We start from the raw sequence: 25,146 nt of genomic DNA on the forward strand, positions 1-25,146 counted from the left end.
CTTTCCTCCGTGATGACACCGGCACCGCGCCGGCGGCTTCACGCCATCGGATGGCGTGGTGTCATGTTACAGGCACAAAAGCCCCTCGTGCGCGACAGTTCTGCAGACTTCTGCACACAGGGCTTCATTGCTCGCCTCAGTTGCCGGCGAGCAGGGTCGCCACGTAGCGCCCGATGGCCAGGCTGCTCGTGAGTCCCGGCGATTCGATGCCGAAGAGATTGACCAGGCCGCGAACGCCATGCGCCTTCGGCCCGTCGATCATGAAGTCGCGCGCGGGCTCGCCCGGCCCCGAGATCTTGGGCCGAATGCCCGCATAGCCGGGAATCAGTCCACCGTCGGGCAAGGCTGGCCAATACTTGCGCACCTCGGCGTAGAAGCCGTCGCCGCGTGCCGGGTCGACCACGAGGTCGTCCGCCGACTGCACCCACTGAACATCGGGACCGAACTTCGCCTGGCCGCCCAAGTCGATGGTCAGGTGCACGCCCAGGCCTCCCGGCTCGGGCACCGGGTAGACGAGCCGGCTGAAAGGCGCGCGGCCCGACAAGGTGAAATAGCTGCCTTTGGCAAAGTAGGCGGTCGGTACGGCCGTCGCGGGGAGGCCTTCGAACCGCTTCGCGAGGTCGGGGGCGCCAAGACCGGCCGCATTGACCACGGAGTTGCAGCGCAATGCCGTGCCATCCTCCGCGACCAGGACAATGGAGTCAGCTCCGCATTCCGCGCGCGCGATAGGAGATTTGAGCGCCAGCATCCCACCCGCGTTCTCCACGTCGCCCAAGAGACTCAGCATCAGCGCATGGCTGTCGACGATGCCGGTGCTCGGAGAATGCAGCGCCGCTTCGCAATGCAGTTGCGACTCCATCGCCCTGGCCTGTTGCGCCGTTAGCAGCACGAGGTCGTCGACACCGTTGGCGGCAGCCTTGGCGCGGATGTTTTCGAGCTCACCCACCTGTTCGGGCGAAGTCGCCACGATGAGCTTGCCGCAGCGTCGGTGTGGCACGCCGCGCTCCTCTGCGTACGCATAGAGCGCCTCTTTGCCCTCGACGCACAGCCGCGCCTTGAGCGAGCCTTGCGGATAGTAGATGCCCGCGTGAATCACCTCGCTGTTCCGCGAACTGGTGCCTGTGCCGATGGCGTTCTCAGCCTCTAGCACCACCACTTCGCGGCCTGCGAGCGCCAACGCGCGCGCCACGGCCAAGCCCACCACTCCGCCGCCGATGACAGCGCAATCAAGTTCATCCATGGCGCGAGCTTATCGCGGCTCGCGCGCCAGGTTTACGAGGTGGTGGGAGGAGGCTCGGGATCGGTCGGATCGTCCGGTGGCGTGCTCGGCCCTTCGTCGGGTTCCACGGGCAGGTCGGGCGGAATGTCGGGATGAGTGGCCATGGTCGGTCTCCTTCCCGTTGGGTGTACGCGCTCCGCGAGGAAATAGAGCCGGTGCGAGGCGGCAGCTGGCGTCAGCACGAGCCGACAATTGAGTCCAAGCAGCGCACAAACAAAAAAAGCGACTTGGACAATCCAAATCGCTTTTAATTTCGAGGAAATTGGTGGGCGGTGGAGGTTTCGAACCTCCGACCCCAGCAGTGTGAATGCTGTGCTCTACCCCTGAGCTAACCGCCCTGCAAACCCCTTGGCACTGCAAGTGCAGTGCCTTGGAATTAATCGCGTTGCGCGAAGCCTTCGATTATGCCACAGCATTTCAGCCGATTTGGCGAAACAGCGTGCGTCCGTTGCTGGATTTGTCGAGCTGCGACAACAGCGCCTCGTGCGCCGCCAGCTCCTGCTCGCCCGCCAGGATCACCGGCAGGTCGAACTGGCTCAAGTCGATGGTGACGAGGGTGGTGCCCTGCGCCGGCTCGCTGGACGAAACGTCGATCAAGAGCGCGTCCTGGCCGCGCGTGAGGTTGATGTAGACGTCGGCCAGCAGCTGAGCGTCGAGCTTGGCGCCGTGGAAGGTGCGGTTCGAGCGATCGACGCCGAAGCGGTCGCACAGCGCGTCCAGCGAATTTCGCTTGCCCGGGTAGACCTGCTTGGCCATGGCCAGCGTGTCGGTCACTTCGCCGACGAAGCTGCGCAGCGGCGGCAGGCCGGCCAGCTCGAGCTCCTTGTTGAGAAAGCCGACGTCGAAGGCCGCGTTGTGAATGATCAGCTCGGCGCCGCGCAGATACTCGACGATGTCATTGGCAAGGGTGGCGAACTTCGGCTTGTCGCGCAGGAAGTCGGTCGTCAGGCCGTGCACCTTGAGCGCGTCTTCATGACTCTCGCGCTCGGGGTTGAAGTAGATGTGCAGGTCGTTGCCGGTGAGCTTGCGCGCGAACAGCTCCACGCAGCCAAGCTCGATCACGCGGTCGCCGTTCTCGGCAGAAAGACCCGTGGTTTCGGTATCGAGGACGATCTGGCGCGACATCAGTGATTTTCCTTGGCGTGGTTGATCGAGTACTTGGGAATCTCGATCGTCACGTCTGCCTGCGCCAGGATGGCTTGGCAGCTGAGACGCGATTGTGGCTCCAGGCCCCAGGCGCGATCGAGCAGGTCTTCTTCGCCCTCCTCGGCTTCGTTCAGCGAGCTGAACCCCTGGCGCACGATCACGTGGCATGTGGTGCAGGCGCAGCTCATCTCGCAGGCGTGCTCGATGTTGATGTGGTTCTCCAGCAGCGCCTCGCAAATCGAAGTGCCGGCCGGCGCCGTGATTTCTGCACCCTTCGGGCAGTACTCGGGATGCGGAAATATCTTGATGGTGGGCATGTAGTTCTTAGAGGGATTCGACCTTGCGGCCCGACAACGCGCGCGCAATGCCCGCGTTCATGCGCTGGGCGGCAAAAGCTTCGGTGTCGTTGGCCAAAGCCTTGGTGGCCGCCTCGATGGCCGCCGCGTCGCTGCTGCCCTTGGCGGCTTCGCGCAGCTGCGCCATCGATGCATCGATGACCGCACGCTCCTGCTCGTTCAGCAGATCGCCGTCCGCATCGAGCGCGCTCTGCGTGGCAAGCAGCAAGCGCTCGGCATCGACGCGCGACTCGACGAGCGCACGTGCCTGCATGTCCTGCTGCGCGGTGGAAAAACTCTCCTGCAGCATGGTCGCGATCTGGTCGTCCGAGAGCCCGTACGAAGGCTTGACGGTGACACTGGCCTCGACGCCACTGCCCTGCTCCTTGGCGCTGACGCTCAACAAGCCATCGGCGTCCACAGTGAAGGTCACACGGATGCGCGCCGCGCCCGCGGCCATCGGTGGAATGCCGCGCAGCGTGAAGCGCGCAAGGCTGCGGCAGTCGGCCACCAGGTCTCGCTCGCCCTGCACCACGTGCAGCGCAAGAGCGGTCTGGCCGTCCTGGTAGGTGGTGAAATCCTGCGCCATCGCGGTGGGGATGGTCTGGTTGCGCGGCACGATGCGCTCGACCAGCCCGCCCATGGTCTCGATGCCCAGCGAAAGTGGAATCACGTCGAGCAGCAGCAGGTCGCCCGCGCCATTGTTGCCGGCCAATTGGTTGGCCTGGATGGCGGCGCCGAGCGCCACGACTTCGTCGGGATTCAGATTGACCAGCGGCTCGCGGCCAAAGAACTCGGCGACAGCATGGCGGACCTGCGGCATGCGCGTAGATCCGCCCACCAGCACGATGCCCTTCAGGTCGTCGGGCTTGAGCTTGGCGTCGCGCAGCGCCTTGCGAACCGATGCAATCGTGCGGTCGGTGAGCGGCTTGGTGGCGGCGTCGAATTGGTGGCGAGTGAGTTCGAATTGAACCGCCTTGCCGGCAAGCTCCGCGCGGAAGGTGGTCGACTCGGTGTCGGTCAGCGCCTCTTTCGCGGCACGTGCGGCCACGAGCATGGCGGCCTTGTCGTTGTCGCTGCCGACTTCGAGGCCGGTTTGGGCGAGCACGAAGCCGGCCAGGGCGTGGTCGTAGTCGTCGCCACCCAGGGCCGAATCTCCGCCGGTCGCGATCACTTCGAACACGCCCTGCGTCAGCCGCAGGATAGAGATGTCGAAGGTGCCGCCACCCAGGTCATAAACCGCATAGACGCCTTCGCTTGCGTTGTCCAGGCCGTAGGCGATGGCAGCGGCCGTGGGTTCGCTGATGAGCCGCAGCACGTTGATGCCCGCAAGTTGTGCGGCGTCCTTGGTGGCTTGGCGCTGGCCTTCGTCGAAATAGGCCGGCACGGTAATGACCGCGCCGTAGAGCTCGTCGTCGAAGGTGTCTTCAGCGCGGAAGCGCAGCGTCGCGAGAATTTCGGCGCTGATCTCGACCGGCGACTTCTCGCCCGCGAAGGTTTGCACCTTCACCATGCCGCCGTCGCTGCCCTCGATGTGATACGACATCGACTCGCGGTTCGAGATGTCGGAGAGCCCGCGGCCCATGAGCCGCTTGACCGAGGTGATGGTGTTGGCAGGGTCTTGCCCTCGCGCCGCCACGGCGTCGAAGCCGATCTGCCTTCGGTCGCCCGCGAGGTAGCGCACGACCGAAGGCAGCAGCACGCGACCCTGGTCGTCGGGCAGGCATTCGGCCACGCCGTTGCGCACCGCGGCCACCAACGAATGCGTGGTGCCGAGGTCGATGCCCACGGCAATGCGGCGCTGATGCGGATCGGGCGCCTGGCCGGGTTCTGAAATCTGTAGAAGAGCCATATATAGGGGCCTATTGTCCCAACTGATCGAACTTGGCTTCGACGTCCTGGCCGAAACGCTCAATGAACATGAGGGCTCTCACCTGCTGCGCGGCGGCGGGATAGTCGCCCTTCTCGTCGATCAGCCAGTCAAGCGACGACAGCGCGCGCGCACGACCGGCTTCGACCTCGGCCTGCAGCTTCTCGATCGCTTCGATGTCGTCGGCGTCGTCGAGCTCCTCACGCCACTCCATCTGCTGCATCAGGAAGTCGGGCGGCATGGCCGTGTTGTTCTCGCTATTCAGCGGCGCGCCGTTGAGTTCGCAGAGGTAGCTGGCACGCCGGATCGGGTCCTTGAGCCGCTGGTAGGCCTCGTTGATGCGCACCGACCACTGCATGGCCACGCGCTGCGCCGCGGCGCCTTGCGCGGCAAAGCGGTCCGGGTGGGCCTCGCGCTGCAGCTCTTTCCAGCGCGCATCGAGTGCCGCGCGGTCCTGCGCGAACGTGGCCGGGACGGCGAACAATTGGAAGTCGGTGTCGTTCAGGTTCATCAGACTGCCTGCCGGGCCGCCCCAAAGGCGGTCTGCGCCTCCTCGGGGGGCAGTGAGGACACAAAGTGCCGAACGTGGGAGCTCATATGGATCAAGAAAAAACCGCCAGCACATGACATGGTGGCGGCTGTTGTCGCGGTCAGCGACGGCGCATCAGATGCGAAAGCTTTCCCCGCAGCCGCAACGGTCGCGTTCGTTCGGGTTGATGAACTTGAAGCCTTCGTTCAAGCCCTCGCGCACGAAGTCGAGCTGCGTGCCGTCGATGTAGGCCAGGCTCTTCGGATCGACCAGCACCTTCACGCCATGGTCTTCGAACACCACGTCTTCTGGCGTGAACTCGTCCACGTACTCCAGCTTGTAGGCCAGGCCGGAGCAGCCGGTGGTCTTCACGCCCAGCCGCACACCCACGCCCTTGCCCCGCTTGCCGAGGTAGCGGGTCACGTGGCGCGCAGCAGCTTCGGTCAACGTGACGGCCATGTCAGTGGACTGCCGACTCGGCTTGCGCCGTCTTGGCGCCGTGCTTGGCTTTGTAGTCGCTCACGGCGGCCTTGATGGCATCTTCGGCCAGGATCGAGCAGTGGATCTTGACAGGTGGCAGGGCCAACTCTTCGGCGATCTGCGCGTTCTTGAGCGCAGCCGCTTCGTCGAGCGTCTTGCCCTTGACCCATTCGGTCACGAGCGAGGACGAGGCAATGGCGGAGCCACAGCCGTAGGTCTTGAAGCGCGCATCTTCGATCACGCCGGTTTCGGGGTTGACCTTGATCTGCAGCTTCATGACGTCGCCGCAGGCCGGTGCGCCGACCATGCCGGTGCCTACCGAATCGTCGCCCTTTTCGAAGGAGCCGACGTTGCGGGGATTTTCGTAGTGGTCGATGACCTTGGATGAATATGCCATGGTGTACCTCTCAAACTTTGTTCAATCGTGGAGCACTGGTGGGCCAGTACGTCAATGCGTCAGTGGGCCGACCACTGGATCGTGCTGATGTCGACGCCGTCCTGGAACATCTCCCACAAGGGGCTCAGCTCGCGCAGCTTGGCCACGTTGTGCTTGATGGTCGAGATGGCGTAGTCGATTTCTTCCTCGGTCGTGAAACGGCCGATGGTCATGCGAAGGCTGCTGTGGGCCAGTTCGTCGCTGCGGCCCAGGGCGCGCAGCACATAGCTGGGCTCCAGGCTGGCCGACGTGCAGGCCGAACCCGACGACACCGCCAGGCCTTTGATGCCCATGATCAGCGACTCGCCTTCGACGTAGTTGAAGCTCATGTTCAGGTTGTGCGGCACACGCTGCTCGAGGTCGCCGTTGATGAACACCTGCTCCACGTCCTTCAGGCCGTCGAGCAGGCGCTTCTGCAGGCTGGCGGCCTTGGCAATGTCTTCCTTCATTTCGAGCTTGGCGATGCGGAAAGCCTCGCCCATGCCCACGATCTGGTGCGTTGGGAGGGTGCCCGAGCGCATGCCGCGCTCATGGCCGCCGCCGTGCATTTGCGCCTCGAGCCGCACGCGCGGCTTGCGGCGAACGTACAGCGCGCCAATGCCCTTGGGGCCGTAGGTCTTGTGCGAAGCCAGGCTCATCAGGTCGATAGGCAGCTTGGCGATGTCGATCTCGACCTTGCCGGTGGCCTGGGCCGCATCGACGTGGAAGATCACACCCTTTTCGCGGCAGGCATTGCCGAGCGCGACCACGTCCTGGATGACGCCGATCTCGTTGTTGACGTACATCACGCTCGCAAGGATGGTGTCGGGCCGGATCGCGGCCTTGAACTTGTCGAGATCGAGCAGGCCGTTTTCCTCGACGTCCATGTACGTCACTTCGAAGCCTTGGCGCTCGAGTTCGCGCATGGTGTCGAGCACGGCCTTGTGCTCGGTCTTCACCGTGATGAGGTGCTTGCCCTTGCCCTTGTAGAAGTGCGCCGCGCCCTTGAGGGCGAGGTTGTTCGACTCGGTGGCGCCGGATGTCCAGACGATTTCGCGCGGGTCGGCACCGATCAGCTCGGCCACGTACACGCGCGCTTTCTCGACCGCCTCTTCAGCTTCCCAGCCCCAAGCGTGGCTGCGCGACGCCGGGTTGCCGAAATGCTCGCGCAACCAGGGAATCATGGCGTCGACCACACGGGGGTCAACCGGCGTGGTGGCGCCGTAATCGAGGTAGATCGGGAAATGAGGAGTGACGTCCATGGCTGGCTCGGGCTGGCGTGGGGGGTTTGTTTCTTTATCTGGGCGGCTTTTCGCAGCGGCGCCCCAAGGCGCCGCCTGCGACACGGTGCATCAGGACTTCGCGAACGCGTTGCCCAGGGCAAACACCGAATTCGGCGCATTCACGCGAATGGGCTTGACCACGGGCTGCGCGGAGATGGCGCGCTTGACGACTGGCTTGTTCTCGATTTGCACGCCCTTCGCGATCTGGTCGTCGACCAGTTTTTGCAGCGTGACGGAATCGAGGAACTCGACCATGCGCTGGTTCAGCGAGGCCCAGAGCTCGTGCGTCATGCAGCGACCGGCTTCGCCGAGGCAGTTTTCCTTGCCGCCGCACTGCGTGGCATCGATGGGCTCATCGACGGAAACAATGATGTCTGCGACGGTGATATCCGCAGCCTTGCGGCCGAGGCTGTAGCCGCCGCCGGGGCCGCGGGTCGACTCGACCAGCTCGTGACGGCGCAGTTTGCCGAACAGCTGCTCGAGGTACGACAATGAAATCTGCTGCCGCTGGCTGATCGCGGCCAGCGTGACCGGACCGGTGTTCTGACGCAGCGCCAGATCGATCATTGCTGTGACCGCAAAACGGCCTTTGGTAGTGAGACGCATCGCAAGCTCCTTCAAGTGCTTACCGTTGAAATGACACCGTGGCCCCGGGGGCCCGCGGTGACTTCGTCTCCGCCCTGCCCGACCCCTGACGCTGGTGAACCAGCCAGTGGGATCGGTCCTTCATCGCGAAGTTCTTTTTTCTTTGTTGTTGAGTATTTCGGTCAAGTATAACAGAAGCCCCTGAGGTTTGCTCGGGTAAACCCCAGCGGAAACCGCTTGAACAAACCGAAACCTCGTCCTACGACGGCAACACGGCGATGTTGTCCCCGCCAGAGGCGCCAAACGCCTGCTCGCGCAGAAGCGCCAGCTGGTCGCGCACCCGCGCCGCCTTCTCGAATTCGAGATTGCGGGCATGCTCGAGCATGAGCTTTTCGAGCCGCTTGATTTCCCGGGCAATGTCTTTTTCGCTCATGTCCTCGACCTTGGCGCGTTCCAGGTCGAGCTTGGCCATTTCCTTGCCGGTTTTTTCGCTGTAGACGCCATCGATCAGGTCGCGCACCTGCTTCACGATGCTGCGCGGGGTGATGCCATTGGCTTCGTTGTGGGCGATCTGCCGGGCGCGGCGGCGCTCGGTTTCGTCGATGGCCTTCTTCATCGAGTCGGTCATCCGGTCGGCGTACAGGATGGCCTTGCCGCTCAGGTTCCGCGCCGCCCGGCCGATGGTCTGGATCAGCGAGCGCTCGGCGCGCAGGAAGCCTTCCTTGTCGGCATCGAGAATGGCCACCAGCGACACCTCGGGAATGTCCAGGCCTTCCCGTAGCAGATTGATGCCGACCAGGACGTCGAAAGTGCCCAGCCGCAGGTCGCGCAAGATCTCCACCCGCTCGACCGTGTCGACGTCGCTGTGCAGGTATCGCACCTTCACGCCGTTGTCGCCCAGATAGTCGGTCAGCTGCTCGGCCATGCGCTTGGTGAGCGTGGTGATGAGCACCCGCTCGTTCTTCTCGACGCGGATGCGAATCTCGCCCAGCACGTCGTCCACCTGGTGCGTGGCGGGGCGCACCTCAACCTCGGGGTCGATCAGGCCTGTGGGCCGCACCAGCTGCTCGACCACATTGCCGGCATGGTCCTTTTCGTACTGCGCCGGCGTGGCCGAAACGAAGATGCACTGGCGCATGCGCGTTTCGAACTCCTCCAGCTTGAGCGGTCGGTTGTCCAGCGCGCTCGGCAGCCGAAAGCCGTATTCGACCAGCGTGGTCTTGCGCGCCCGGTCGCCGTTGTACATGGCGCTGAGCTGGCCGACCATCTGGTGGCTCTCGTCGAGGAACATCAGCGCGTCTTTCGGCATGTAGTCCGTCAGGGTGGCCGGCGGCTCTCCTGGCGCCGCTCCGGAAAGGTGGCGCGTGTAGTTCTCGATGCCCTTGCAGTGGCCGATCTCGGCCAGCATTTCCAGGTCGAAGCGGGTGCGCTGCTCCAGGCGCTGCGCCTCCACCAGCTTGCCCTGCGATAAGAATTCCTTCAGCCGCTCGGCGAGCTCGATCTTGATGGTTTCGACCGCGCCCAGCACCTTGTCGCGTGGCGTCACGTAGTGGCTCGACGGATACACCGTGAAGCGCGGGATCTTTTGGCGGATGCGACCCGTGAGCGGGTCGAACAGCTGCAGCGTCTCGATCTCGTCGTCGAACAGCTCGATGCGAATTGCCAGCTCGCTGTGCTCAGCCGGGAACACGTCGATGGTGTCGCCGCGCACGCGGAAGGTGCCGCGCGAAAAATCCTGCTCGTTGCGGGTGTACTGCATGCGGATCAGCCGGCCGATCACGTCGCGCTGGCCGATCTTGTCGCCCACCCGCATGATGAAACGCATCTGTGTGTAATCCTCGGGCGTGCCGATGCCGTAGATGGCGCTCACCGTGGCCACGATGACCGTATCGCGCCGCTCCAGCACGCTCTTGGTGGCCGACAGCCGCATCTGCTCGATGTGCTCGTTGATCGACGAGTCCTTTTCGATGAACAGGTCGCGCTGGGGCACGTAGGCCTCGGGCTGGTAATAGTCGTAGTAGCTCACGAAGTACTCGACCGCGTTCTTCGGGAAGAACTCGCGAAACTCGCTGTAGAGCTGCGCCGCCAGCGTCTTGTTGGGCGCAAAAACGATGGCCGGGCGCCCCAGCCGGGCAATCACGTTGGCCATGGTGAAGGTCTTGCCGGAGCCGGTCACGCCCAGCAGCGTCTGGAACACCTCGCCGTCCAGCACGCCCTCGACCAGCCCGTCGATCGCCTTAGGCTGGTCGCCGGCGGGCGGATAGGGCTGGAAAAGTTCGAAAGGCGAACCCGGATATTTGATGAATTCGCCCTGTTTGGCCGGACCGATCGGGTCCAGTTTCTTCAGGTCTGCTATGGCTTCGTTGTTCTCTGGCATGGCTGTTCCCGACAGGTGGCGGTAGCGCCGGTAAAATTCAAGGCAACCGGAAAGCATAAAGCCTCTCCGGTTGCCAGCGAAGCTTTCATCCCAAAGGACCTTTCCATGTCTATGTTCACCGCGGTCGAAATGGCACCGCGCGACCCGATCCTCGGCCTCAACGAGCAGTTTGCAGCCGACACCAACCCCAACAAGGTCAACCTCGGCGTCGGCGTCTATTACGACGACAACGGCAAGCTGCCTCTGCTCCAGTGCGTGCAGGCCGCCGAACAGAACATGATGAAAGCCCCGTCGGCTCGCGGCTACCTGCCGATCGACGGCATCGTGGCCTACGACAACGCGGTCAAGGGCCTGGTCTTTGGCGTCGACAGCGAACCCGTGCAGTCGGGCCGCGTGGCGACCATCCAGGCCATCGGCGGCACCGGCGGCCTCAAGGTCGGCGCTGACTTCCTCAAGAAGCTCAACCCCAACGCCAAGGTCCTGATCAGCGACCCGAGCTGGGAAAACCACCGCGCCCTGTTCACCAATGCAGGCTTCGAGGTCGACAGCTACCCCTACTACGACGCCGCCAAGCGCGGCATCAACTTCGACGGCATGCTGGCCGCCCTGAACGCGGCACCGGCCGGCACCATCGTCGTGCTGCACGCCTGCTGTCACAACCCCACTGGTTACGACATCACCTCCGAGCAGTGGGACCAGGTCGTTGCAACCGTCAAGGCCAAGAATCTCGTGCCCTTCCTCGACATGGCCTACCAGGGCTTCGGCTACGGCCTCAAGGAAGACGGCGCGGCGGTTGCCAAGTTCGTCGATGCGGGGCTGACCTTCTTCGTCTCGACCTCGTTCTCGAAGAGCTTCAGCCTCTACGGCGAGCGCGTGGGCGCCCTGTCGGTGCTGTGCGAGAGCAAAGAAGAAGCCGGCCGCGTGCTGTCGCAACTCAAGATCGCGATCCGCACCAACTACAGCAACCCGCCGATCCACGGCGGTGCCGTGGTGGCCGCGGTGCTCGGCAACCCCGAACTGCGCGCCCTGTGGGAAAAGGAACTCGGCGAAATGCGCGTTCGCATTAAGGCCATGCGCCAGAAGCTGGTCGACGGCCTCAAGGCTGCCGGCGTGAAGGAAGACATGAGCTTCATCACCACGCAGATCGGCATGTTCAGCTACTCGGGCCTCAGCAAGGACCAGATGGTGCGCCTGCGCAACGAATTCGGCGTGTACGGCACCGACACCGGCCGCATGTGCGTGGCCGCACTCAACAGCAAGAACATCGATTACGTCTGCGCGTCGATCGCCAAGGTCATCTGATTGTCAGGAAAATGTGAGGGAATTCATCATCTGACATTCCTTCACATTTGGTGAAGAAATAGCGCCCCCGCAGCGGGATCTACGTACGGGTAAGGCCGGCTGCGCGGCGGTCATGGCGCTGATATATTGCACCGCAACATTCCACTCCAACACCAGCGATGCTTTACCAACTCTACGAAGCCCAGCGTTCCTTGATGGAACCGTTTTCGGACTTCGCGCAAGCGGCGTCCAAGCTCTTCGGCCAAGGTGCCGTATGGGGACAAGCGCCCATGGCCCAGCGCATGGCAGCGGGCTACGACCTGCTCTATCGGCTGGGCAAGGACTACGAGAAGCCCGAGTTCAACATCAAGTCCGTGAAGGTCGAGGGCGAAGACGTTGTTATCCAGGAGGCCGTCGAGCTCGACAAGCCTTTCTGCGAGCTGCGCCGCTTCAAGCGCTTCACCGACGAGCCGCACATTCTCAAGACGCTCAAGAGCCAGCCCGTGGTGCTGATCGTGGCGCCGCTGTCGGGCCACTACGCCACGCTGCTGCGCGACACGGTGCGCACCATGCTGCAAGACCACAAGGTCTACATCACGGACTGGAAGAACGCGCGCCTCGTGCCGATGTCCGAAGGCGAGTTTCACCTCGACGACTACATCAACTACGTGCAAGACTTCATCCGCCAGCTGCAGGCCGAATACGGCAACTGCCACGTGGTGAGCGTGTGCCAGCCCACTGTGCCGGTGCTTGCTGCCGTGTCGCTCATGGCAAGCCGCGGCGAGCAGCTGCCGCTCTCCATGACGATGATGGGTGGCCCCATCGACGCGCGCAAGTCGCCCACCGCGGTGAACAACCTCGCGATGAACAAGAGCTTCGAGTGGTTCGAGAACAACGTGATCTACCGCGTGCCGCAAGGCTTCCCGGGTGAAGGCCGTCGCGTGTATCCGGGCTTCCTGCAGCACACGGGCTTCGTGGCCATGAACCCCGATCGCCACGCCACCAGTCACTACGACTATTTCAAGGACCTGATCAAGGGCGACGACGCCAGCGCCGAGGCCCATCGCAAGTTCTACGACGAGTACAACGCCGTGCTCGACATGGACGCCGACTACTACCTGGACACCATCCGCGTCGTGTTCCAGGACTTCGAACTCGTGAACGGCACCTGGGACGTCAAGAACCCCAAGGGCCAGATCGAGCGCGTGCGCCCGCAAGACATCCACTCCACGGCCCTGCTCACCGTCGAAGGCGAGCTCGACGACATCTCGGGTTCGGGCCAGACCGAGGCTGCGCACAGCCTGTGCACCGGCATCGACAACGCGCAGCGCGAGCACTACGAAGTCAAGGGCGCGGGCCACTATGGCATCTTCAGCGGCCGCCGCTGGCGCGACCTGGTCTATCCCAAGATGCAGAAGTTCATCGCCGCGCACGACCAGCCCCAGCGGCGCAGCGATGCGCGCGAAAGCCTGCCGGCCGAAGACCGCATCAAGCCAGGCCGGAGCACGCCTGCCGTGGCAGCCCGGAAGAATGTCGCAGCCAAGAAAGCGGTGGCAGTCGCCGCCGTGAAGAAGCCCGCGGCACGTAGGAAGTGATCGGGCTGGCCGCACGCATCCACAGTGCACTGCCCCAGACGCAGTGCACACGTTGCGGCTACCCTGATTGCGCCGGATATGCCCAGGCGGTGGCCGATGGCGCCGCCAACATCAATCAATGCCCTCCCGGCGGCGCCGAAGGCATCGCAAGGCTCGCGGGGCTGACAGGCCGCGAGCCGCTCCCGCTCGATCCGCAGTTCGGCACCGAAGGCCCGCGCGCCATGGCGGTCATCGACGAAGCCTGGTGCATCGGCTGCACGCTCTGCCTGGACGCCTGCCCCACCGATGCCATCGTCGGCATCAACAAGCGCATGCACACCGTGATCGAAGCGCACTGCACGGGCTGCGAGCTTTGCATTCCGGTCTGTCCCGTGGACTGCATTTCGCTCGAAGTCGAGACACCCGGCCGCACAGGCTGGCAAGCCTGGTCAGACGCTCAGGCAGACGCCGCGCTGCAACGCTACAAGCTGCATGGCGTGCATCGCCGTGCCGACAGGCAGCAGGCCAACGAACCGACCCCGGCCGCCGCTGCTGAACCGCAAACTGCCGACACGCGCAAGCGATCCATCGTCGAAGCTGCACTGGCGCGTGCCCGCGCCGCCTCGCAACGACGCCCACCCGCCGCCAAGCCATGACACTCGACACATTGCTGATCTACGTCGTCGCCTCGCTCGCCCTGGCCGTGATTCCCGGGCCCACGATGCTGCTGGCGCTGTCCAACGGCATCGACGGCGGCATGCGCCGCGCGAGCTGGGGCATTGCCGGCGCGTCGCTCGGCAGCGTCACGCTGATCGCGGTGGTCGCGCTCGGGCTCGGCTCGCTGCTCGCCGCATCGGAGCTGCTCTTCAACGCGATCCGCGTGGCGGGTGTCGCCTACCTGGTCTGGCTCGGCGTCAAGCTGTGGCGCAGCGAGGCGGCGGATCTCGGTGCGGCGCTGGCCAAGTCGGCCGTCGAGGTTCGCCCCCACGGCCGCGTCGCGCTCATGCGCAGCCTGCTGGTGGCGCTGTCGAACCCCAAGACCGTGTTGTTCTTCGCGGCCTTCCTGCCGCAATTTATCGACATCGCCAAGCCGCAGGGCACGCAGTACCTGTTGCTGGGCTCGATCTTCGTGGCGCTCGACACTTGCGTGATGCTGGCCTATGCGGCCGCCGGAACACAGGCCGTGCGCTGGCTCTCGCGGCGCGGCCTCAAGGCGCTGAACCGCAGTTGCGCGGCAGGCATGTGGCTGCTGGCGGCCACGCTGGCTTTCTGGCGCCGTCCGGGCACCTGAGTCATTGGCTCAGCCCTTCTTCGAACGCTTGAAGAGCAGCAATAGCACGCCGGCCAGCACGACGGCCACGGCGTACCACTCAAAGCGCGTCACAGTCTCGTTGGCAATCCACACGCCCAGCAGCATCGCGATGACCGGGTTGACGAAGGTGTAGCTCGCCGCCAGTGCGGCCGGCGCCTTGGCGAGCAGCACCATGTAGGCGTTGAACGCGATCAGCGAGCCAAACACCACGAGGTACAGCCAGGCCGCAGCAGCCTCGGGCTGCGGCGGCCACACGAGTTGCTCGCCGGAGATTGCCGACAGCACCAGCAGCACCACGCCGCCGCAGATCATCTCGCTGGCAAAGCCCATCGCTCCTGGCGCAAGCGGCAGGCTGCGCTGGCTCAGCACGCTGCCCATCGACCAGCAGACGCACGCGATGGAAATCGCGACGAGGCCCGCCGGCGATGACTGGAAGCCGCTCCCCTGCGTCAGCATCAGCACGCCGACGAGGCCGAGCGCAATGCCCGTGGCTTCGAGCCGCGTCGGCTTCACGCCCCAGATGAGGTTCAGCAACGCGATCAGCAGCGGCACGACCGCAATGAAGGCCACCACCAGCCCGGAGCCGATGGACACTTCGGCATGAGCGGTTCCGCCCATGCCGCCGCCGAGCATCAGCGAGCCGACCACCAGGGCATTGCGCCATTGCAGGCGCGATGGCCAGGCCGCGCCGCGCCAGCGCATCCACGCGGCAAGCAGCATGCCCGCGAACAGGAAGCGCGAGCCCATCTGAAGAAAAGGCGCAAAGCTGATCAGCGCGTACTTGATCGCGAGATAAGTCGAGCCCCAGACCACCCAGGTGGCAGCCAGGCAAAGCCACAGCAGCGGCGGCAGCGAACCGCGTACGGAACCGTGCGCGGCTTGGGCGGGGGATGCAAGAGTAGGCATGCGAGGTCAGTCTTGTTGGTATTGGAACGCCATCGATGGTATGAAAGCGAACCCTCCGCGGCCATGCACAATTCATGGTTCCAACTATCTTGCACCGTCGATTTAAAGGAGTTTTATGGACTTGCCCTTAAACCCCGCACTCGATGCCCATGACACGCGCATCCTGGCCGAACTGCAGGCCGATGCGCGACTCACTATGGCCGAGCTCGGCCGCCGCGTGCACCTGAGCCAGCCGGCCGTGACCGAGCGCGTGAAAAAACTGGAAGCCGCGGGCGTGATCAGCGGCTACCGCGCCACGGTCAACCTCGGCAAGCTCGGCTATGGCATTCGCGCGATCATCCGAGTCGGCCGTGCCGACTATGCGCGTGTGGTCGAGCTGATTCAGCAGACGCCCGAATGCGTCAATGCCTACAACGTGACCGGCGACGACAGCTGGATCCTGGAGATCGCCGTCATCGACGTGAGCCACCTCGACGCGGTGGTCACCAAGTTCTGCATCCTCACAGAGACCGCCACCTCGATCATCCTGAACCCGGCGCGCGAACACCAGCCGATGCTGCCGCCTCAGCGCTCCGACGTGAAGCCGCCGATCAAGAAGGTGCTCAACGCGTAGCGGCCAGCGCGCTGAAGGCCCTCACCACCTCGGGCGGCGCCTGCACCATCTCGATCAGCACGCCCTCGCCCGCGATCGGAAATTCGTCGTTCGCCTTCGGATGCAGAAAGCAGATGTCGAAGCCCGCTGCGCCCTTGCGGATGCCGCCGGGCGCAAAGCGCACGCCCTGGGCAGTGAGCCATTCGACGGCCTTCGGCAGGTCGTCGATCCACAGGCCCACGTGGTTGAGCGGCGTCGTGTGCACCGCCGGTTTCTTCTCAGGATCGAGCGGCTGCATCAGGTCGACCTCGACCTTGAACGGGCCACTGCCCATCGAACAGATGTCTTCGTCGACGTTCTCGCGTTCGCTCTTGAAGGTGCCCGTGACCTCGAGCCCCAGCATGTCGACCCAGAGCTTCTGCAGCCGCATCTTGTCCGGCCCGCCGATGGCAATCTGCTGGATGCCCAGCACCTTGAAGGGACGTGCCGCGGCCGTCATGCGCAGGCCTCTGTTTCTTCGGTGGTAGTGGTCCGGCGCGACTGCAGTCCCAGCTTGCGCAGCAGCTGCACGTCGGCCTCCACGTCGGGGTTGCCGGTGACCAGCAGCTTGTCGCCATAGAAGATCGAATTGGCGCCCGCCATGAAGCACAGCGCCTGCACCGCATCGCCCATCTGCTGACGCCCAGCCGACAACCGCACACGCGCAGTCGGCATCGTGATGCGGGCGACCGCGATCATGCGCACGAAGTCGAAAGGATCGACCGGCTCCGAATCGGCCAGCGGCGTGCCGGGCACGCGCACCAGGCTGTTGATCGGCACCGACTCCGGGTACGGGTTCAGGTTGGCAAGTTGCGCGATGAGGCCTGCGCGGTGCACCGGCTGCTCGCCCATGCCGACGATGCCGCCGCAGCACACGCTGATGCCGGCGCTGCGCACATGGGCCAGCGTGTCGAGCCGGTCCTGGTAGGTGCGCGTATCGACGATGTCGGTGTAGTACTCGGGCGCGGTATCAAGGTTGTGGTTGTAATAGTCCAGGCCCGCGGCCTTGAGCTGGTGCGCATGGTGCGGCTCCAGCATGCCGAGCGTGGCGCAGGTCTGCAGGCCGAGGCCTTTCACCGCTTCAACCAGCACGGCCACCTTCTCCACGTCGCGGTCCTTCGGCGCGCGCCATGCGGCGCCCATGCAAAAACGCGTGGCACCGGCGTCCTTGGCGGCCTGCGCGGCGCGCACCACCTCGTCGACTTCCATGAGCTTCTGCGCCTTCACGCCGGTGTCGAACTCGGCCGACTGCGGACAGTAGCCGCAATTCTCGGGACAGCCGCCGGTCTTGACCGAAAGCAGGGTCGCCAGTTCGATGTCGCCTTCGGGAAAATGCTGGCGATGCACCGTCTGCGCCTCGAACAGCAAATCCATCAGCGGCTTGTCGAGCAGCGCTTGGATCGCTTCGACCGACCAGGGGCCTTGCGGGGCCGGCGTCTTGGCGGGCCGGTGCAGCGTGACAGGCGCCGAGATAGGCGCTTCAAAAAAAAGATCGGAGGTCGTCATATCAATGAAATCTTTCGTAAGTGCCCGAAGCGTTGCCTGTTCGGGAAACACCGCGGAACCGGCTCCGCCGGGCCGCAGGTGTTGCCCCCGGAAGAGGGTTGGAGAAAGCGACACGAAGTGCGCGAAGCCTGGGGGTGAGCTTTATTCAAACTCCAGAATAATTTGATCGACCGCGAGCGACTCGCCCTTGTTGGCCGAAACCTTGCCCACCACGCCGTCTTGCGTGGCGAACAGCACGTTCTCCATTTTCATCGCCTCGATCACCGCCAGCTTCTCGCCGGCGCGTACCTGCTGGCCCGGCTGCACAGACACCTCGACCAGCAAGCCCGGCATTGGCGACATGAGGAACTTGCTCAGGTCGGGCGGTGCCTTGTAGGGCATCAGCGCGAGCAGCCGCGCGCCCAGCGGCGACAGCACCATGGCCTCGATTTGCGTGCCGTCGTGCGACACGCGCAGCGCCAGCGGGTTCCTGCCTGCGCCGCGCTCCACCTGTGCGGTGAACGGCCGGTCATTGACCATGCCCTGCACGCGAACGGCGCCCAGCGCAAAGCCGCTGTCGATCTTGTAGCTCTTGCCGCCCACGGCCACGGCGCTGGCGCCGGTCTTGCCGTGAAAGTCGGTCACCGAGACCGGATGGTGCACGTGCTTGCCCTCCGGCCCCAGTTCCACCACCACGAACTGCTCGCCCACCTTCACGCCATGGCCTTCGAGCTGACCGCTGATGCCAGAGGCGCGCGCGCGGTAGCGCCGATGCACATAGGCCGCGAGCGCAATCAGGAACGACGGATCGGCGTGCGGCACGTCTTCGGCATGGAAGCCCTTGCCGTAGTGCTCTGCAATGAAGCCGGTGTTGAAGTCGCCCGCCACGAACTTGGGATGCGCAAGCAACGCCGCCTGGAAAGGAATGTTGCTGCTGATGCCGCGGATCACGAAGCCATTGAGCGCCTCGCGCATGCGGGCTATCGCATGCTGCCGGTCTTTGCCGTGCACGATGAGTTTGGCGATCATCGAGTCGTAATACATCGGGATCTCGCCGCCGTCGTACACGCCGGTGTCCACGCGCACGCCGTTCAGGCGTTCGGTGTCGCTGGCAAACATGGTCTCGGCCGGCGGCTGGAACTTCACCAGACGGCCCGTCGAAGGCAGGAAATTGCGGAACGGATCTTCGGCATTGATGCGGCACTCGATGGCCCATCCATTGCGCTTCACCTCGGCCTGCGTGAGCGGCAGCTCTTCGCCCGCCGCGACGCGGATCATCAGCTCGACCAGGTCGAGCCCGGTGATGCACTCAGTCACCGGATGCTCCACCTGCAGCCGCGTGTTCATCTCCAGGAAATAAAAGCTCTGGTCCTTGCCGACCACGAACTCCACGGTACCCGCGCTCTGGTACTTAACAGCCTTGGCCAGCTGCACCGCCTGCTCGCCCATTGCCTTGCGCGTCGCGTCAGAGATGAAGGGCGATGGCGCCTCCTCGATCACCTTCTGGTGTCGACGCTGGATCGAGCATTCGCGCTCGTTCAGGTAGATGACATTGCCATGCGAATCGCCCAGCACCTGGATCTCGATGTGGCGCGGCTCCTCCACGAATTTCTCGATGAACACGCGGTCGTCGCCAAAGCTGTTCAGCGCCTCGTTGCGGCACGAGGTGAAGCCCTCGAAGGCCTCCTTGTCGTTGAACGCGACGCGCAGGCCCTTGCCGCCGCCGCCGGCTGAGGCCTTGATCATCACGGGGTAGCCAATGTCCTTGGCGATCTCGACCGCACGCTCGGCCGTTTCGATGGCATCGTTCCAGCCCGGAATGGTGTTGACCTTGGCTTCGTTCGCGAGCTTCTTCGAAGCGATCTTGTCGCCCATCGCCGCGATCGAATAGTGCTTGGGCCCGATGAAGGCAATGCCCTCTTCCTCGACCTTGCGCGCAAAGGCTTCGTTCTCCGACAGGAAGCCGTAACCCGGATGCACCGCCTCGGCGCCGGTCTGCTTGCAGGCCGCAATGATGCGGTCGGCCTGCAAGTAGCTCTCGCGGCTCGGCGCGGCGCCGATGTGAACGGCCTCGTCGGCCAGTTCGACGTGGCGGGCTTCCTTGTCGGCGTCGGAATAGACGGCAACGGTAAGGATGCCCATCTTCTTGGCCGTCTGGATCACGCGGCAGGCGATTTCACCGCGGTTGGCGATCAGGATTTTTTTAAACATCTGTGGTCTCCGCGATGAAATCGCCGCACGCTTCGCGTGCCAAGCAATGTGACTTCGTCGCTGCGCCGCTTTGCGGCTGGTCACCGCGATTGGCGATCAGGATTTTCTTGAACATGTTCTTCTTCTCCGTACCGCTCACAGCGGGATGTTCCCGTGCTTGCGCCACGGGTTCTCGAGCTTCTTTTCGCGCAGCATCACGAGCGAGCGGCAGATGCGCTTGCGGGTTTCGTGCGGCAGGATCACGTCGTCGATATAGCCGCGCGCGCTCGCCACGTAGGGGTTGGCGAAGCGGGCCTTGTATTCGGCCTCGCGGGCGGCCAGCTTCTCGGGGTCGTTCTTGTCTTCGCGGAAGATGATTTCCACCGCGCCCTTCGCGCCCATCACCGCGATCTCGGCGCGTGGCCAGGCGAGGTTGACGTCGCCGCGCAGGTGCTTGGATGCCATCACGTCATAAGCACCGCCGTAGGCTTTGCGCGTGATGACGGTGATCTTCGGCACCGTGCATTCCGCATACGCGTACAGCAGCTTGGCGCCGTGCTTGATGATGCCGCCGTACTCCTGACCGGTGCCGGGCATGAAGCCGGGCACGTCGACGAAGGTCACCACCGGAATGTTGAAGGCATCGCAAAAGCGCACGAAGCGCGCGGCCTTGATGCTGCTCTTGATGTCGAGGCAGCCAGCGAGCACCAGCGGCTGGTTGGCCACGATGCCGATGGTCTGGCCTTCCATGCGCCCGAAGCCGATCACGATGTTCTTCGCATAGTCGGGCTGCAGCTCGAAGAAGTCGCCGTCGTCCACCACCTTGAGGATCAGCTCCTTGATGTCGTAGGGCTTGTTGGGGTTGTCGGGCACCAGCGTGTCGAGTGAATAGTCGGGCCGGTCGGCCGGGTCGCCCTGGCCGTTGTTGCCCAGGCGCACCGGCGGCTTCTCGCGGTTGTTGAGCGGCAGATAGTTGTACAGGCGGCGCAGCATCATCAGCGCCTCGACGTCGTTCTCGAACGCCATGTCAGCCACGCCGCTGCGCGTGGTGTGTGTGACGGCGCCGCCGAGCTCTTCGGCCGTGACGCTCTCGTGCGTCACGGTCTTCACCACGTCGGGCCCGGTGACGAACATGTAGCTCGAGTCCTTCACCATGAAGATGAAGTCAGTCATGGCGGGCGAGTACACCGCGCCACCGGCACACGGGCCCATGATCATGCTGATCTGCGGCACCACTCCACTGGCCATCACGTTGCGCTGGAACACGTCGGCATAGCCGCCGAGCGAGGCCACGCCCTCCTGGATGCGCGCGCCGCCCGAGTCGTTGAGGCCGATGACCGGTGCGCCGACTTTCATCGCCTGGTCCATCACCTTGCAGATCTTCTCTGCATGCGCTTCGCTCAGCGCGCCGCCGAAGACCGTGAAGTCCTGGCTGTAGACGAAGACGAGGCGGCCGTTGATCATGCCGTAGCCAGTGACCACGCCGTCGCCCGGAATCTTCTGCTCGGCCATGCCGAAATCCACCGAGCGGTGTTCGACGAACATGTCCCACTCTTCGAAGGTGTTGTCGTCCAGCAGCAGCTCGATGCGCTCGCGCGCGGTGAGCTTGCCCTTCGCGTGCTGCGCGTCGATGCGCTTTTGTCCGCCGCCAAGGCGTGCCTGGGCACGGCGCTTTTCGAGTTGTTCGATCAGTTCTTGCATGGTGTGCTTCCGAAGCTGTGGTCCTGAATTGTGTGGGCCGTCATGGCCTGGCCGTAATGGCCGCCGCCGCAAGCAGCTGGCGTGCCGCCGTCGATGCGGGCAGCGAGCCTTCTGCCACCTGCTGAGTGAGTTGGGGCAGCAGTTCACGCACCTGCGCGTGATGCCTGAAGGCCTGCTTGAGTCCGGCGTCGATGCGTTCCCACATCCACGCCGTCGCTTGTTTTTCCCGACGCTTGGCGAGCTTGCCATTGGCGGTCTGCAGTTGCCTGAACTGCGTGACGGCATTCCAGAATGCATCGACGCCCGTGCCGGCCAGCGCGCTGAGCTGCAGCACCTTGGGCAGCCAGAAGCGCACCTCCACGCCGCTGTGCGCATCGTGCACCGCATGCGCGTGGTCTGGATTGCCCTGGTGGCCGAAGAGGCGCAATGCAGAAGTGATCTGCGCCTGCGCACGCGTGGCGGCATCCTTGTCGATGTCGGCCTTGTTGATGACGACCAGATCGGCCAGCTCCATCACGCCCTTCTTGATGGCCTGCAGGTCGTCGCCCGCATTGGGCAGCTGCATCAGCACGAACATGTCCGTCATGCCGGCCACGGCGGTTTCGCTCTGGCCCACGCCCACGGTCTCGACGATCACGACGTCGTAGCCCGCAGCCTCGCACACCAGCATGGCCTCGCGCGTCTTCTCGGCCACGCCGCCGAGCGTGCCGCTCGACGGGCTGGGACGGATGTAGGCGCGCTCGTGAACCGAGAGCCGCTCCATGCGCGTCTTGTCGCCCAGGATGGAGCCGCCCGACACGGTGGACGACGGGTCAATGGTGAGCACCGCCACGCGGTGCCCCTTGCCGATCAGCAGCAGGCCCAGCGTTTCAATGAAGGTCGATTTGCCGACGCCCGGCACGCCCGAGATACCCAGGCGAAAGGAGTTGCCGGTGCGCGGCAGCAGCGCGGTGAGCAGCTCGTCGGCCTGCACGCGATGGTCGGCGCGGGTGGATTCGAGCAGCGTGATGGCCTTGGCGATGGCGCGGCGCTGCACCATGCCGTCCGGCTCGGTGATCGCGCGTTCGAGTGCCTCGGCCGACTTCAGCACGCCCCCTCCGACGACGCGCGCCAGCGGTAGTGCAGATCGACGCCCTCCTCGCCTTCGAGCACGAAGCCGTGCCGCTGATAGAAGCGGTTGGCGTCGCTCTGCACGAGCGCGGTGAGCTTGATGTCCAGTTGCTGTTCGCGCGCCTGTGACTTGGCCCACTCCAGCGCCCATTCGCCGATGCCCAGTCCCTGGAAGCCGGTGCGCAGGTAGAGATGATCGAGCCGTAGCGCATCCGCACCCTCGGGCTTGAGCGTGACGAAACCAATGCGCCGGTCGCCGTCGAGCACGATGTGGTGCATGAAGGGCACGATGAAGCCGGCCTGGAGCCGCTCGCGCGAACGCGCGGGGTCGAAGCGCCCGACGCGCTCCAGGCTCGGGCGCATCGCATCGACGCGCAAGGCGAGCATGGCTTCGAAATCGCTGGAATCCACCGGCTGCAGCGACAGCCGTGACAAGAGATCGCCCACGTCTAGCGTCCCGATCAGGCCGACACCGCCGCGCGAATCTGTTCCAGCACGTCCTTGGCGCTGGCGGGGATCGGCGTGCCCGGGCCATAGATGCCCTTGACACCGGCTTCGTAGAGAAAGTCGTAGTCCTGCCGCGGAATCACGCCGCCGACGAACACGATGATGTCGTCCGCGCCTTGCTTCTTGAGCTCGTTGATGATGGCCGGCACAAGCGTCTTGTGGCCGGCCGCGAGCGTGCTCACGCCGACGGCATGCACGTCGTTTTCGATGGCCTGCCGCGCGCACTCTTCAGGTGTCTGGAACAACGGCCCCATGTCCACGTCGAAACCCAGGTCGGCGAACGCCGTAGCCACCACCTTGGCGCCGCGGTCGTGCCCGTCCTGCCCCAGCTTGGAGATCATCACGCGCGGGCGGCGGCCCTGCTCTTCTGCGAAGGCATTGATCTCGGTCTTGAGGGCTTCCCAGCCTTCGGCGGAGTCATAGGCAGCAGCGTACACACCGGTCACCTTTTGCGTGTCGGCCCGATGGCGGCCGAATGATTTTTCGAGCGCGTCCGAAATCTCGCCCACCGTGGCGCGCAGGCGCACCGCGTCGATGCTGAGCGCAAGCAAGTTGCCGGTGCCGTTCTCGGCGGCTTCGGTCAGCGCGTCGAGTGCGGCCTGCACCTTGGCCGTGTCGCGCGAGGCGCGGATCTTCTGCAGCCGCGCCACCTGCTGGTCGCGCACCATCACGTTGTCGATGGAGAGGCTGTCGATCGCGTCTTCGTTCTTGAGCTTGTACTTGTTGACGCCGACGATCACGTCCTTGCCCGAATCGATGCGCGCTTGCTTCTCGGCGGCGGCCGCTTCGATCTTGAGCTTGGCCCAGCCGCTGTCGACCGCCTTGGTCATGCCGCCCATCGCCTCGACCTCTTCGATGATGGCCCAGGCCGCGTCGGCCATGTCCTGCGTGAGCTTTTCCATCATGTAGCTGCCGGCCCACGGGTCGACCACGTTCGTGATGTGCGTCTCTTCCTGGATGATGAGTTGCGTGTTGCGCGCGATGCGCGAGCTGAACTCGGTGGGCAGCGCAATCGCTTCGTCGAGCGCGTTGGTGTGCAGGCTCTGCGTGCCGCCGAACACCGCGGCCATGGCCTCGATGGTGGTGCGCACGATGTTGTTGTACGGGTCTTGCTCGGTGAGCGACCAGCCGGAGGTCTGGCAGTGCGTGCGCAGCATCAGGCTCTTGGGGTTTTTGGGGTTGAACTCCTTCATGATGCGGCACCACAAGAGGCGCGCAGCGCGCATCTTGGCCACTTCGAGGTAGAAGTTCATGCCGATGGCCCAGAAGAAAGAGAGGCGCCCGGCAAAGCCGTCGACGTCCAGGCCCTTGGCCAACGCGGTCTTCACGTATTCCTTGCCGTCGGCCAGCGTGAAGGCCAGTTCCAGCGCCTGGTTGGCGCCGGCTTCCTGCATGTGGTAGCCGCTGATCGAGATCGAGTTGAACTTGGGCATGCGCTGCGCCGTGTACTCGATGATGTCGCCGATGATCCGCATGCTTGGCGCGGGCGGAAAGATGTAGGTGTTGCGGACCATGAACTCCTTGAGGATGTCGTTCTGGATGGTTCCGCTCAGCTGGTCTTGCGCCACGCCCTGCTCTTCGGCCGCGACCACGTAGCCCGCCAGCACCGGCAGCACGGCGCCGTTCATCGTCATGGACACAGAGACCTTATCGAGCGGGATCTGGTCGAACAGTATCTTCATGTCCTCGACCGAATCGATGGCCACGCCGGCCTTGCCGACGTCGCCTGTCACGCGCGGATGGTCGCTGTCGTAGCCGCGGTGGGTGGCCAGATCGAAGGCCACGCTCACGCCCTGCCCGCCGGCGGCCAGCGCCTTGCGATAGAAGGCGTTCGATTCCTCGGCGGTCGAAAAGCCGGCGTACTGCCGGATGGTCCACGGCCGCACCGCGTACATGGTGGCCTGGGGCCCGCGCAGGTAGGGCTCGAACCCTGGGAGCGTGTCGGTGTACTTGAGCCCCTGCAGATCGCCGGCGGTATACAGCGGCTTGACGGTGATGCCGTCCGGCGTAATCCAGTTGAGCGCGTTCACGTCGCCGCCCGGCGCGGACTTGGCCGCGGCCTTGGCCCAATCAGCGAGGTTGGCGGGCTTGAAGGTGGGTTCGGGTGTGCTGCTCATGAGGGGCCGTTGTGCGGTGTCTTGCAGGGTAGT

At 64.4% G+C, this 25,146-nt stretch carries 25 protein-coding genes and 1 tRNA gene; 5 read left to right on the top strand and 21 right to left on the bottom strand.

The features are described 5' to 3' along the window. Window positions 1-136: 136 nt before the first annotated feature. The 12 genes from J2X92_RS05750 to uvrB form a co-directional block, all read right to left on the bottom strand. Window positions 137-1,240, bottom strand: coding sequence for an NAD(P)/FAD-dependent oxidoreductase (locus tag J2X92_RS05750; protein WP_307574132.1), 1,104 nt, complete (start codon window positions 1,238-1,240; stop codon window positions 137-139). A gap of 32 nt (window positions 1,241-1,272) precedes the next feature. Next, window positions 1,273-1,383, bottom strand: a complete 111-nt coding sequence (locus J2X92_RS05755) for a stereocilin (RefSeq protein ID WP_082517415.1) — start codon at window positions 1,381-1,383, stop codon at window positions 1,273-1,275. Window positions 1,384-1,542: 159 nt separating this feature from the next. Then, a tRNA-Val gene (locus tag J2X92_RS05760) sits at window positions 1,543-1,617 on the bottom strand. Between the two features lie 79 nt (window positions 1,618-1,696). Beyond that, a complete protein-coding gene (gene dnaQ, locus J2X92_RS05765) occupies window positions 1,697-2,404 on the bottom strand; it encodes a DNA polymerase III subunit epsilon (protein WP_307574134.1) in 708 nt (235 codons plus the stop codon). Next, window positions 2,404-2,742, bottom strand: coding sequence for an ISC system 2Fe-2S type ferredoxin (fdx, locus tag J2X92_RS05770; RefSeq protein ID WP_307574135.1), 339 nt, complete (start codon window positions 2,740-2,742; stop codon window positions 2,404-2,406). The genes dnaQ and fdx overlap by 1 nt, the downstream gene beginning before the upstream one ends. 7 nt (window positions 2,743-2,749) lie before the next feature. Beyond that, entirely contained in the window at window positions 2,750-4,612 is a 1,863-nt protein-coding gene (gene hscA / locus J2X92_RS05775) for a Fe-S protein assembly chaperone HscA (protein WP_307574136.1), read from the bottom strand. 10 nt (window positions 4,613-4,622) lie between these two features. Then, window positions 4,623-5,141, bottom strand: coding sequence for a Fe-S protein assembly co-chaperone HscB (gene hscB, locus J2X92_RS05780; protein WP_307574137.1), 519 nt, complete (start codon window positions 5,139-5,141; stop codon window positions 4,623-4,625). 153 nt (window positions 5,142-5,294) lie between these two features. Beyond that, window positions 5,295-5,618 (bottom strand): iron-sulfur cluster assembly protein IscA, encoded by a 324-nt coding sequence (gene iscA / locus J2X92_RS05785; protein WP_007828190.1) that lies wholly within the window; start codon window positions 5,616-5,618, stop codon window positions 5,295-5,297. 1 nt (window position 5,619) lies between these two features. After that, window positions 5,620-6,036 carry a Fe-S cluster assembly scaffold IscU gene (iscU, locus tag J2X92_RS05790; protein WP_307574139.1) on the bottom strand — a complete coding sequence of 139 codons (417 nt, stop codon included), beginning with the start codon at window positions 6,034-6,036 and terminating at the stop codon, window positions 5,620-5,622. Window positions 6,037-6,095: 59 nt separating this feature from the next. Further along, the gene (locus J2X92_RS05795; RefSeq protein ID WP_307574141.1) at window positions 6,096-7,316 is read right to left on the bottom strand and encodes an IscS subfamily cysteine desulfurase; all 1,221 of its coding nucleotides are present in this window, start codon (window positions 7,314-7,316) and stop codon (window positions 6,096-6,098) included. A gap of 90 nt (window positions 7,317-7,406) precedes the next feature. Continuing rightward, window positions 7,407-7,943 (bottom strand): Fe-S cluster assembly transcriptional regulator IscR, encoded by a 537-nt coding sequence (gene iscR / locus J2X92_RS05800; protein WP_007828186.1) that lies wholly within the window; start codon window positions 7,941-7,943, stop codon window positions 7,407-7,409. A 238-nt stretch (window positions 7,944-8,181) separates the two neighbouring features. Continuing rightward, on the bottom strand, window positions 8,182-10,299 hold the full coding sequence (uvrB, locus tag J2X92_RS05805) for an excinuclease ABC subunit UvrB (RefSeq protein WP_307574143.1): 2,118 nt from the start codon (window positions 10,297-10,299) through the stop codon (window positions 8,182-8,184). Between the two features lie 105 nt (window positions 10,300-10,404). Here uvrB and J2X92_RS05810 point away from each other — a divergent pair, with 105 nt between their 5' ends. The 4 genes from J2X92_RS05810 (at window position 10,405) to J2X92_RS05825 (ending at window position 14,445) form a co-directional block, all read left to right on the top strand. Beyond that, entirely contained in the window at window positions 10,405-11,601 is a 1,197-nt protein-coding gene (locus tag J2X92_RS05810; RefSeq protein ID WP_307574145.1) for an amino acid aminotransferase, read from the top strand. 158 nt (window positions 11,602-11,759) lie between these two features. Then, entirely contained in the window at window positions 11,760-13,175 is a 1,416-nt protein-coding gene (locus J2X92_RS05815; RefSeq protein ID WP_307574147.1) for a polyhydroxyalkanoate depolymerase, read from the top strand. Continuing rightward, window positions 13,172-13,810 (top strand): RnfABCDGE type electron transport complex subunit B, encoded by a 639-nt coding sequence (locus J2X92_RS05820; RefSeq protein ID WP_307574149.1) that lies wholly within the window; start codon window positions 13,172-13,174, stop codon window positions 13,808-13,810. Before J2X92_RS05815 ends, J2X92_RS05820 begins: the two co-directional genes overlap by 4 nt. Next, the gene (locus J2X92_RS05825) at window positions 13,807-14,445 is read left to right on the top strand and encodes a LysE family translocator (protein WP_307574151.1); all 639 of its coding nucleotides are present in this window, start codon (window positions 13,807-13,809) and stop codon (window positions 14,443-14,445) included. Before J2X92_RS05820 ends, J2X92_RS05825 begins: the two co-directional genes overlap by 4 nt. Before the next feature lie 9 nt (window positions 14,446-14,454). On the opposite strand, the gene yedA is transcribed toward J2X92_RS05825, so the two are convergent. Continuing rightward, window positions 14,455-15,372 carry a drug/metabolite exporter YedA gene (gene yedA / locus J2X92_RS05830; RefSeq protein ID WP_307574153.1) on the bottom strand — a complete coding sequence of 306 codons (918 nt, stop codon included), beginning with the start codon at window positions 15,370-15,372 and terminating at the stop codon, window positions 14,455-14,457. 115 nt (window positions 15,373-15,487) lie between these two features. Here yedA and J2X92_RS05835 point away from each other — a divergent pair, with 115 nt between their 5' ends. Next, the gene (locus J2X92_RS05835; RefSeq protein WP_307574155.1) at window positions 15,488-15,985 is read left to right on the top strand and encodes an Lrp/AsnC family transcriptional regulator; all 498 of its coding nucleotides are present in this window, start codon (window positions 15,488-15,490) and stop codon (window positions 15,983-15,985) included. Here the strand turns inward: J2X92_RS05835 and J2X92_RS05840 are convergent. From J2X92_RS05840 to scpA, 8 genes are all read right to left on the bottom strand, one after another. Further along, window positions 15,975-16,463, bottom strand: coding sequence for a VOC family protein (locus tag J2X92_RS05840; RefSeq protein ID WP_307574157.1), 489 nt, complete (start codon window positions 16,461-16,463; stop codon window positions 15,975-15,977). The two genes, J2X92_RS05835 and J2X92_RS05840, sit on opposite strands and share 11 nt — an antisense overlap. Then, window positions 16,460-17,509, bottom strand: a complete 1,050-nt coding sequence (bioB, locus tag J2X92_RS05845; protein ID WP_307574159.1) for a biotin synthase BioB — start codon at window positions 17,507-17,509, stop codon at window positions 16,460-16,462. Before bioB ends, J2X92_RS05840 begins: the two co-directional genes overlap by 4 nt. A gap of 141 nt (window positions 17,510-17,650) precedes the next feature. Continuing rightward, a complete protein-coding gene (gene accC, locus J2X92_RS05850; protein ID WP_307574160.1) occupies window positions 17,651-19,699 on the bottom strand; it encodes an acetyl-CoA carboxylase biotin carboxylase subunit in 2,049 nt (682 codons plus the stop codon). Beyond that, the gene (locus J2X92_RS05855) at window positions 19,692-19,814 is read right to left on the bottom strand and encodes a hypothetical protein (protein ID WP_307574162.1); all 123 of its coding nucleotides are present in this window, start codon (window positions 19,812-19,814) and stop codon (window positions 19,692-19,694) included. Before J2X92_RS05855 ends, accC begins: the two co-directional genes overlap by 8 nt. A 20-nt stretch (window positions 19,815-19,834) precedes the next feature. Continuing rightward, window positions 19,835-21,379, bottom strand: a complete 1,545-nt coding sequence (locus tag J2X92_RS05860) for an acyl-CoA carboxylase subunit beta (protein ID WP_307574164.1) — start codon at window positions 21,377-21,379, stop codon at window positions 19,835-19,837. A 40-nt stretch (window positions 21,380-21,419) separates the two neighbouring features. Beyond that, window positions 21,420-22,418, bottom strand: coding sequence for a methylmalonyl Co-A mutase-associated GTPase MeaB (meaB, locus tag J2X92_RS05865; RefSeq protein WP_307574725.1), 999 nt, complete (start codon window positions 22,416-22,418; stop codon window positions 21,420-21,422). A gap of 44 nt (window positions 22,419-22,462) precedes the next feature. Beyond that, on the bottom strand, window positions 22,463-22,936 hold the full coding sequence (locus tag J2X92_RS05870; protein WP_307574166.1) for a GNAT family N-acetyltransferase: 474 nt from the start codon (window positions 22,934-22,936) through the stop codon (window positions 22,463-22,465). A gap of 14 nt (window positions 22,937-22,950) precedes the next feature. After that, complete coding sequence (gene scpA, locus J2X92_RS05875) at window positions 22,951-25,113, bottom strand: methylmalonyl-CoA mutase (protein WP_307574167.1); 2,163 nt, start codon at window positions 25,111-25,113, stop codon at window positions 22,951-22,953. Window positions 25,114-25,146 lie beyond the last annotated feature (33 nt).

This window comes from Variovorax paradoxus, from assembly GCF_030811855.1.
GTDB classification, from domain to species: Bacteria; Pseudomonadota; Gammaproteobacteria; order Burkholderiales; family Burkholderiaceae_C; genus Variovorax; species Variovorax paradoxus_L.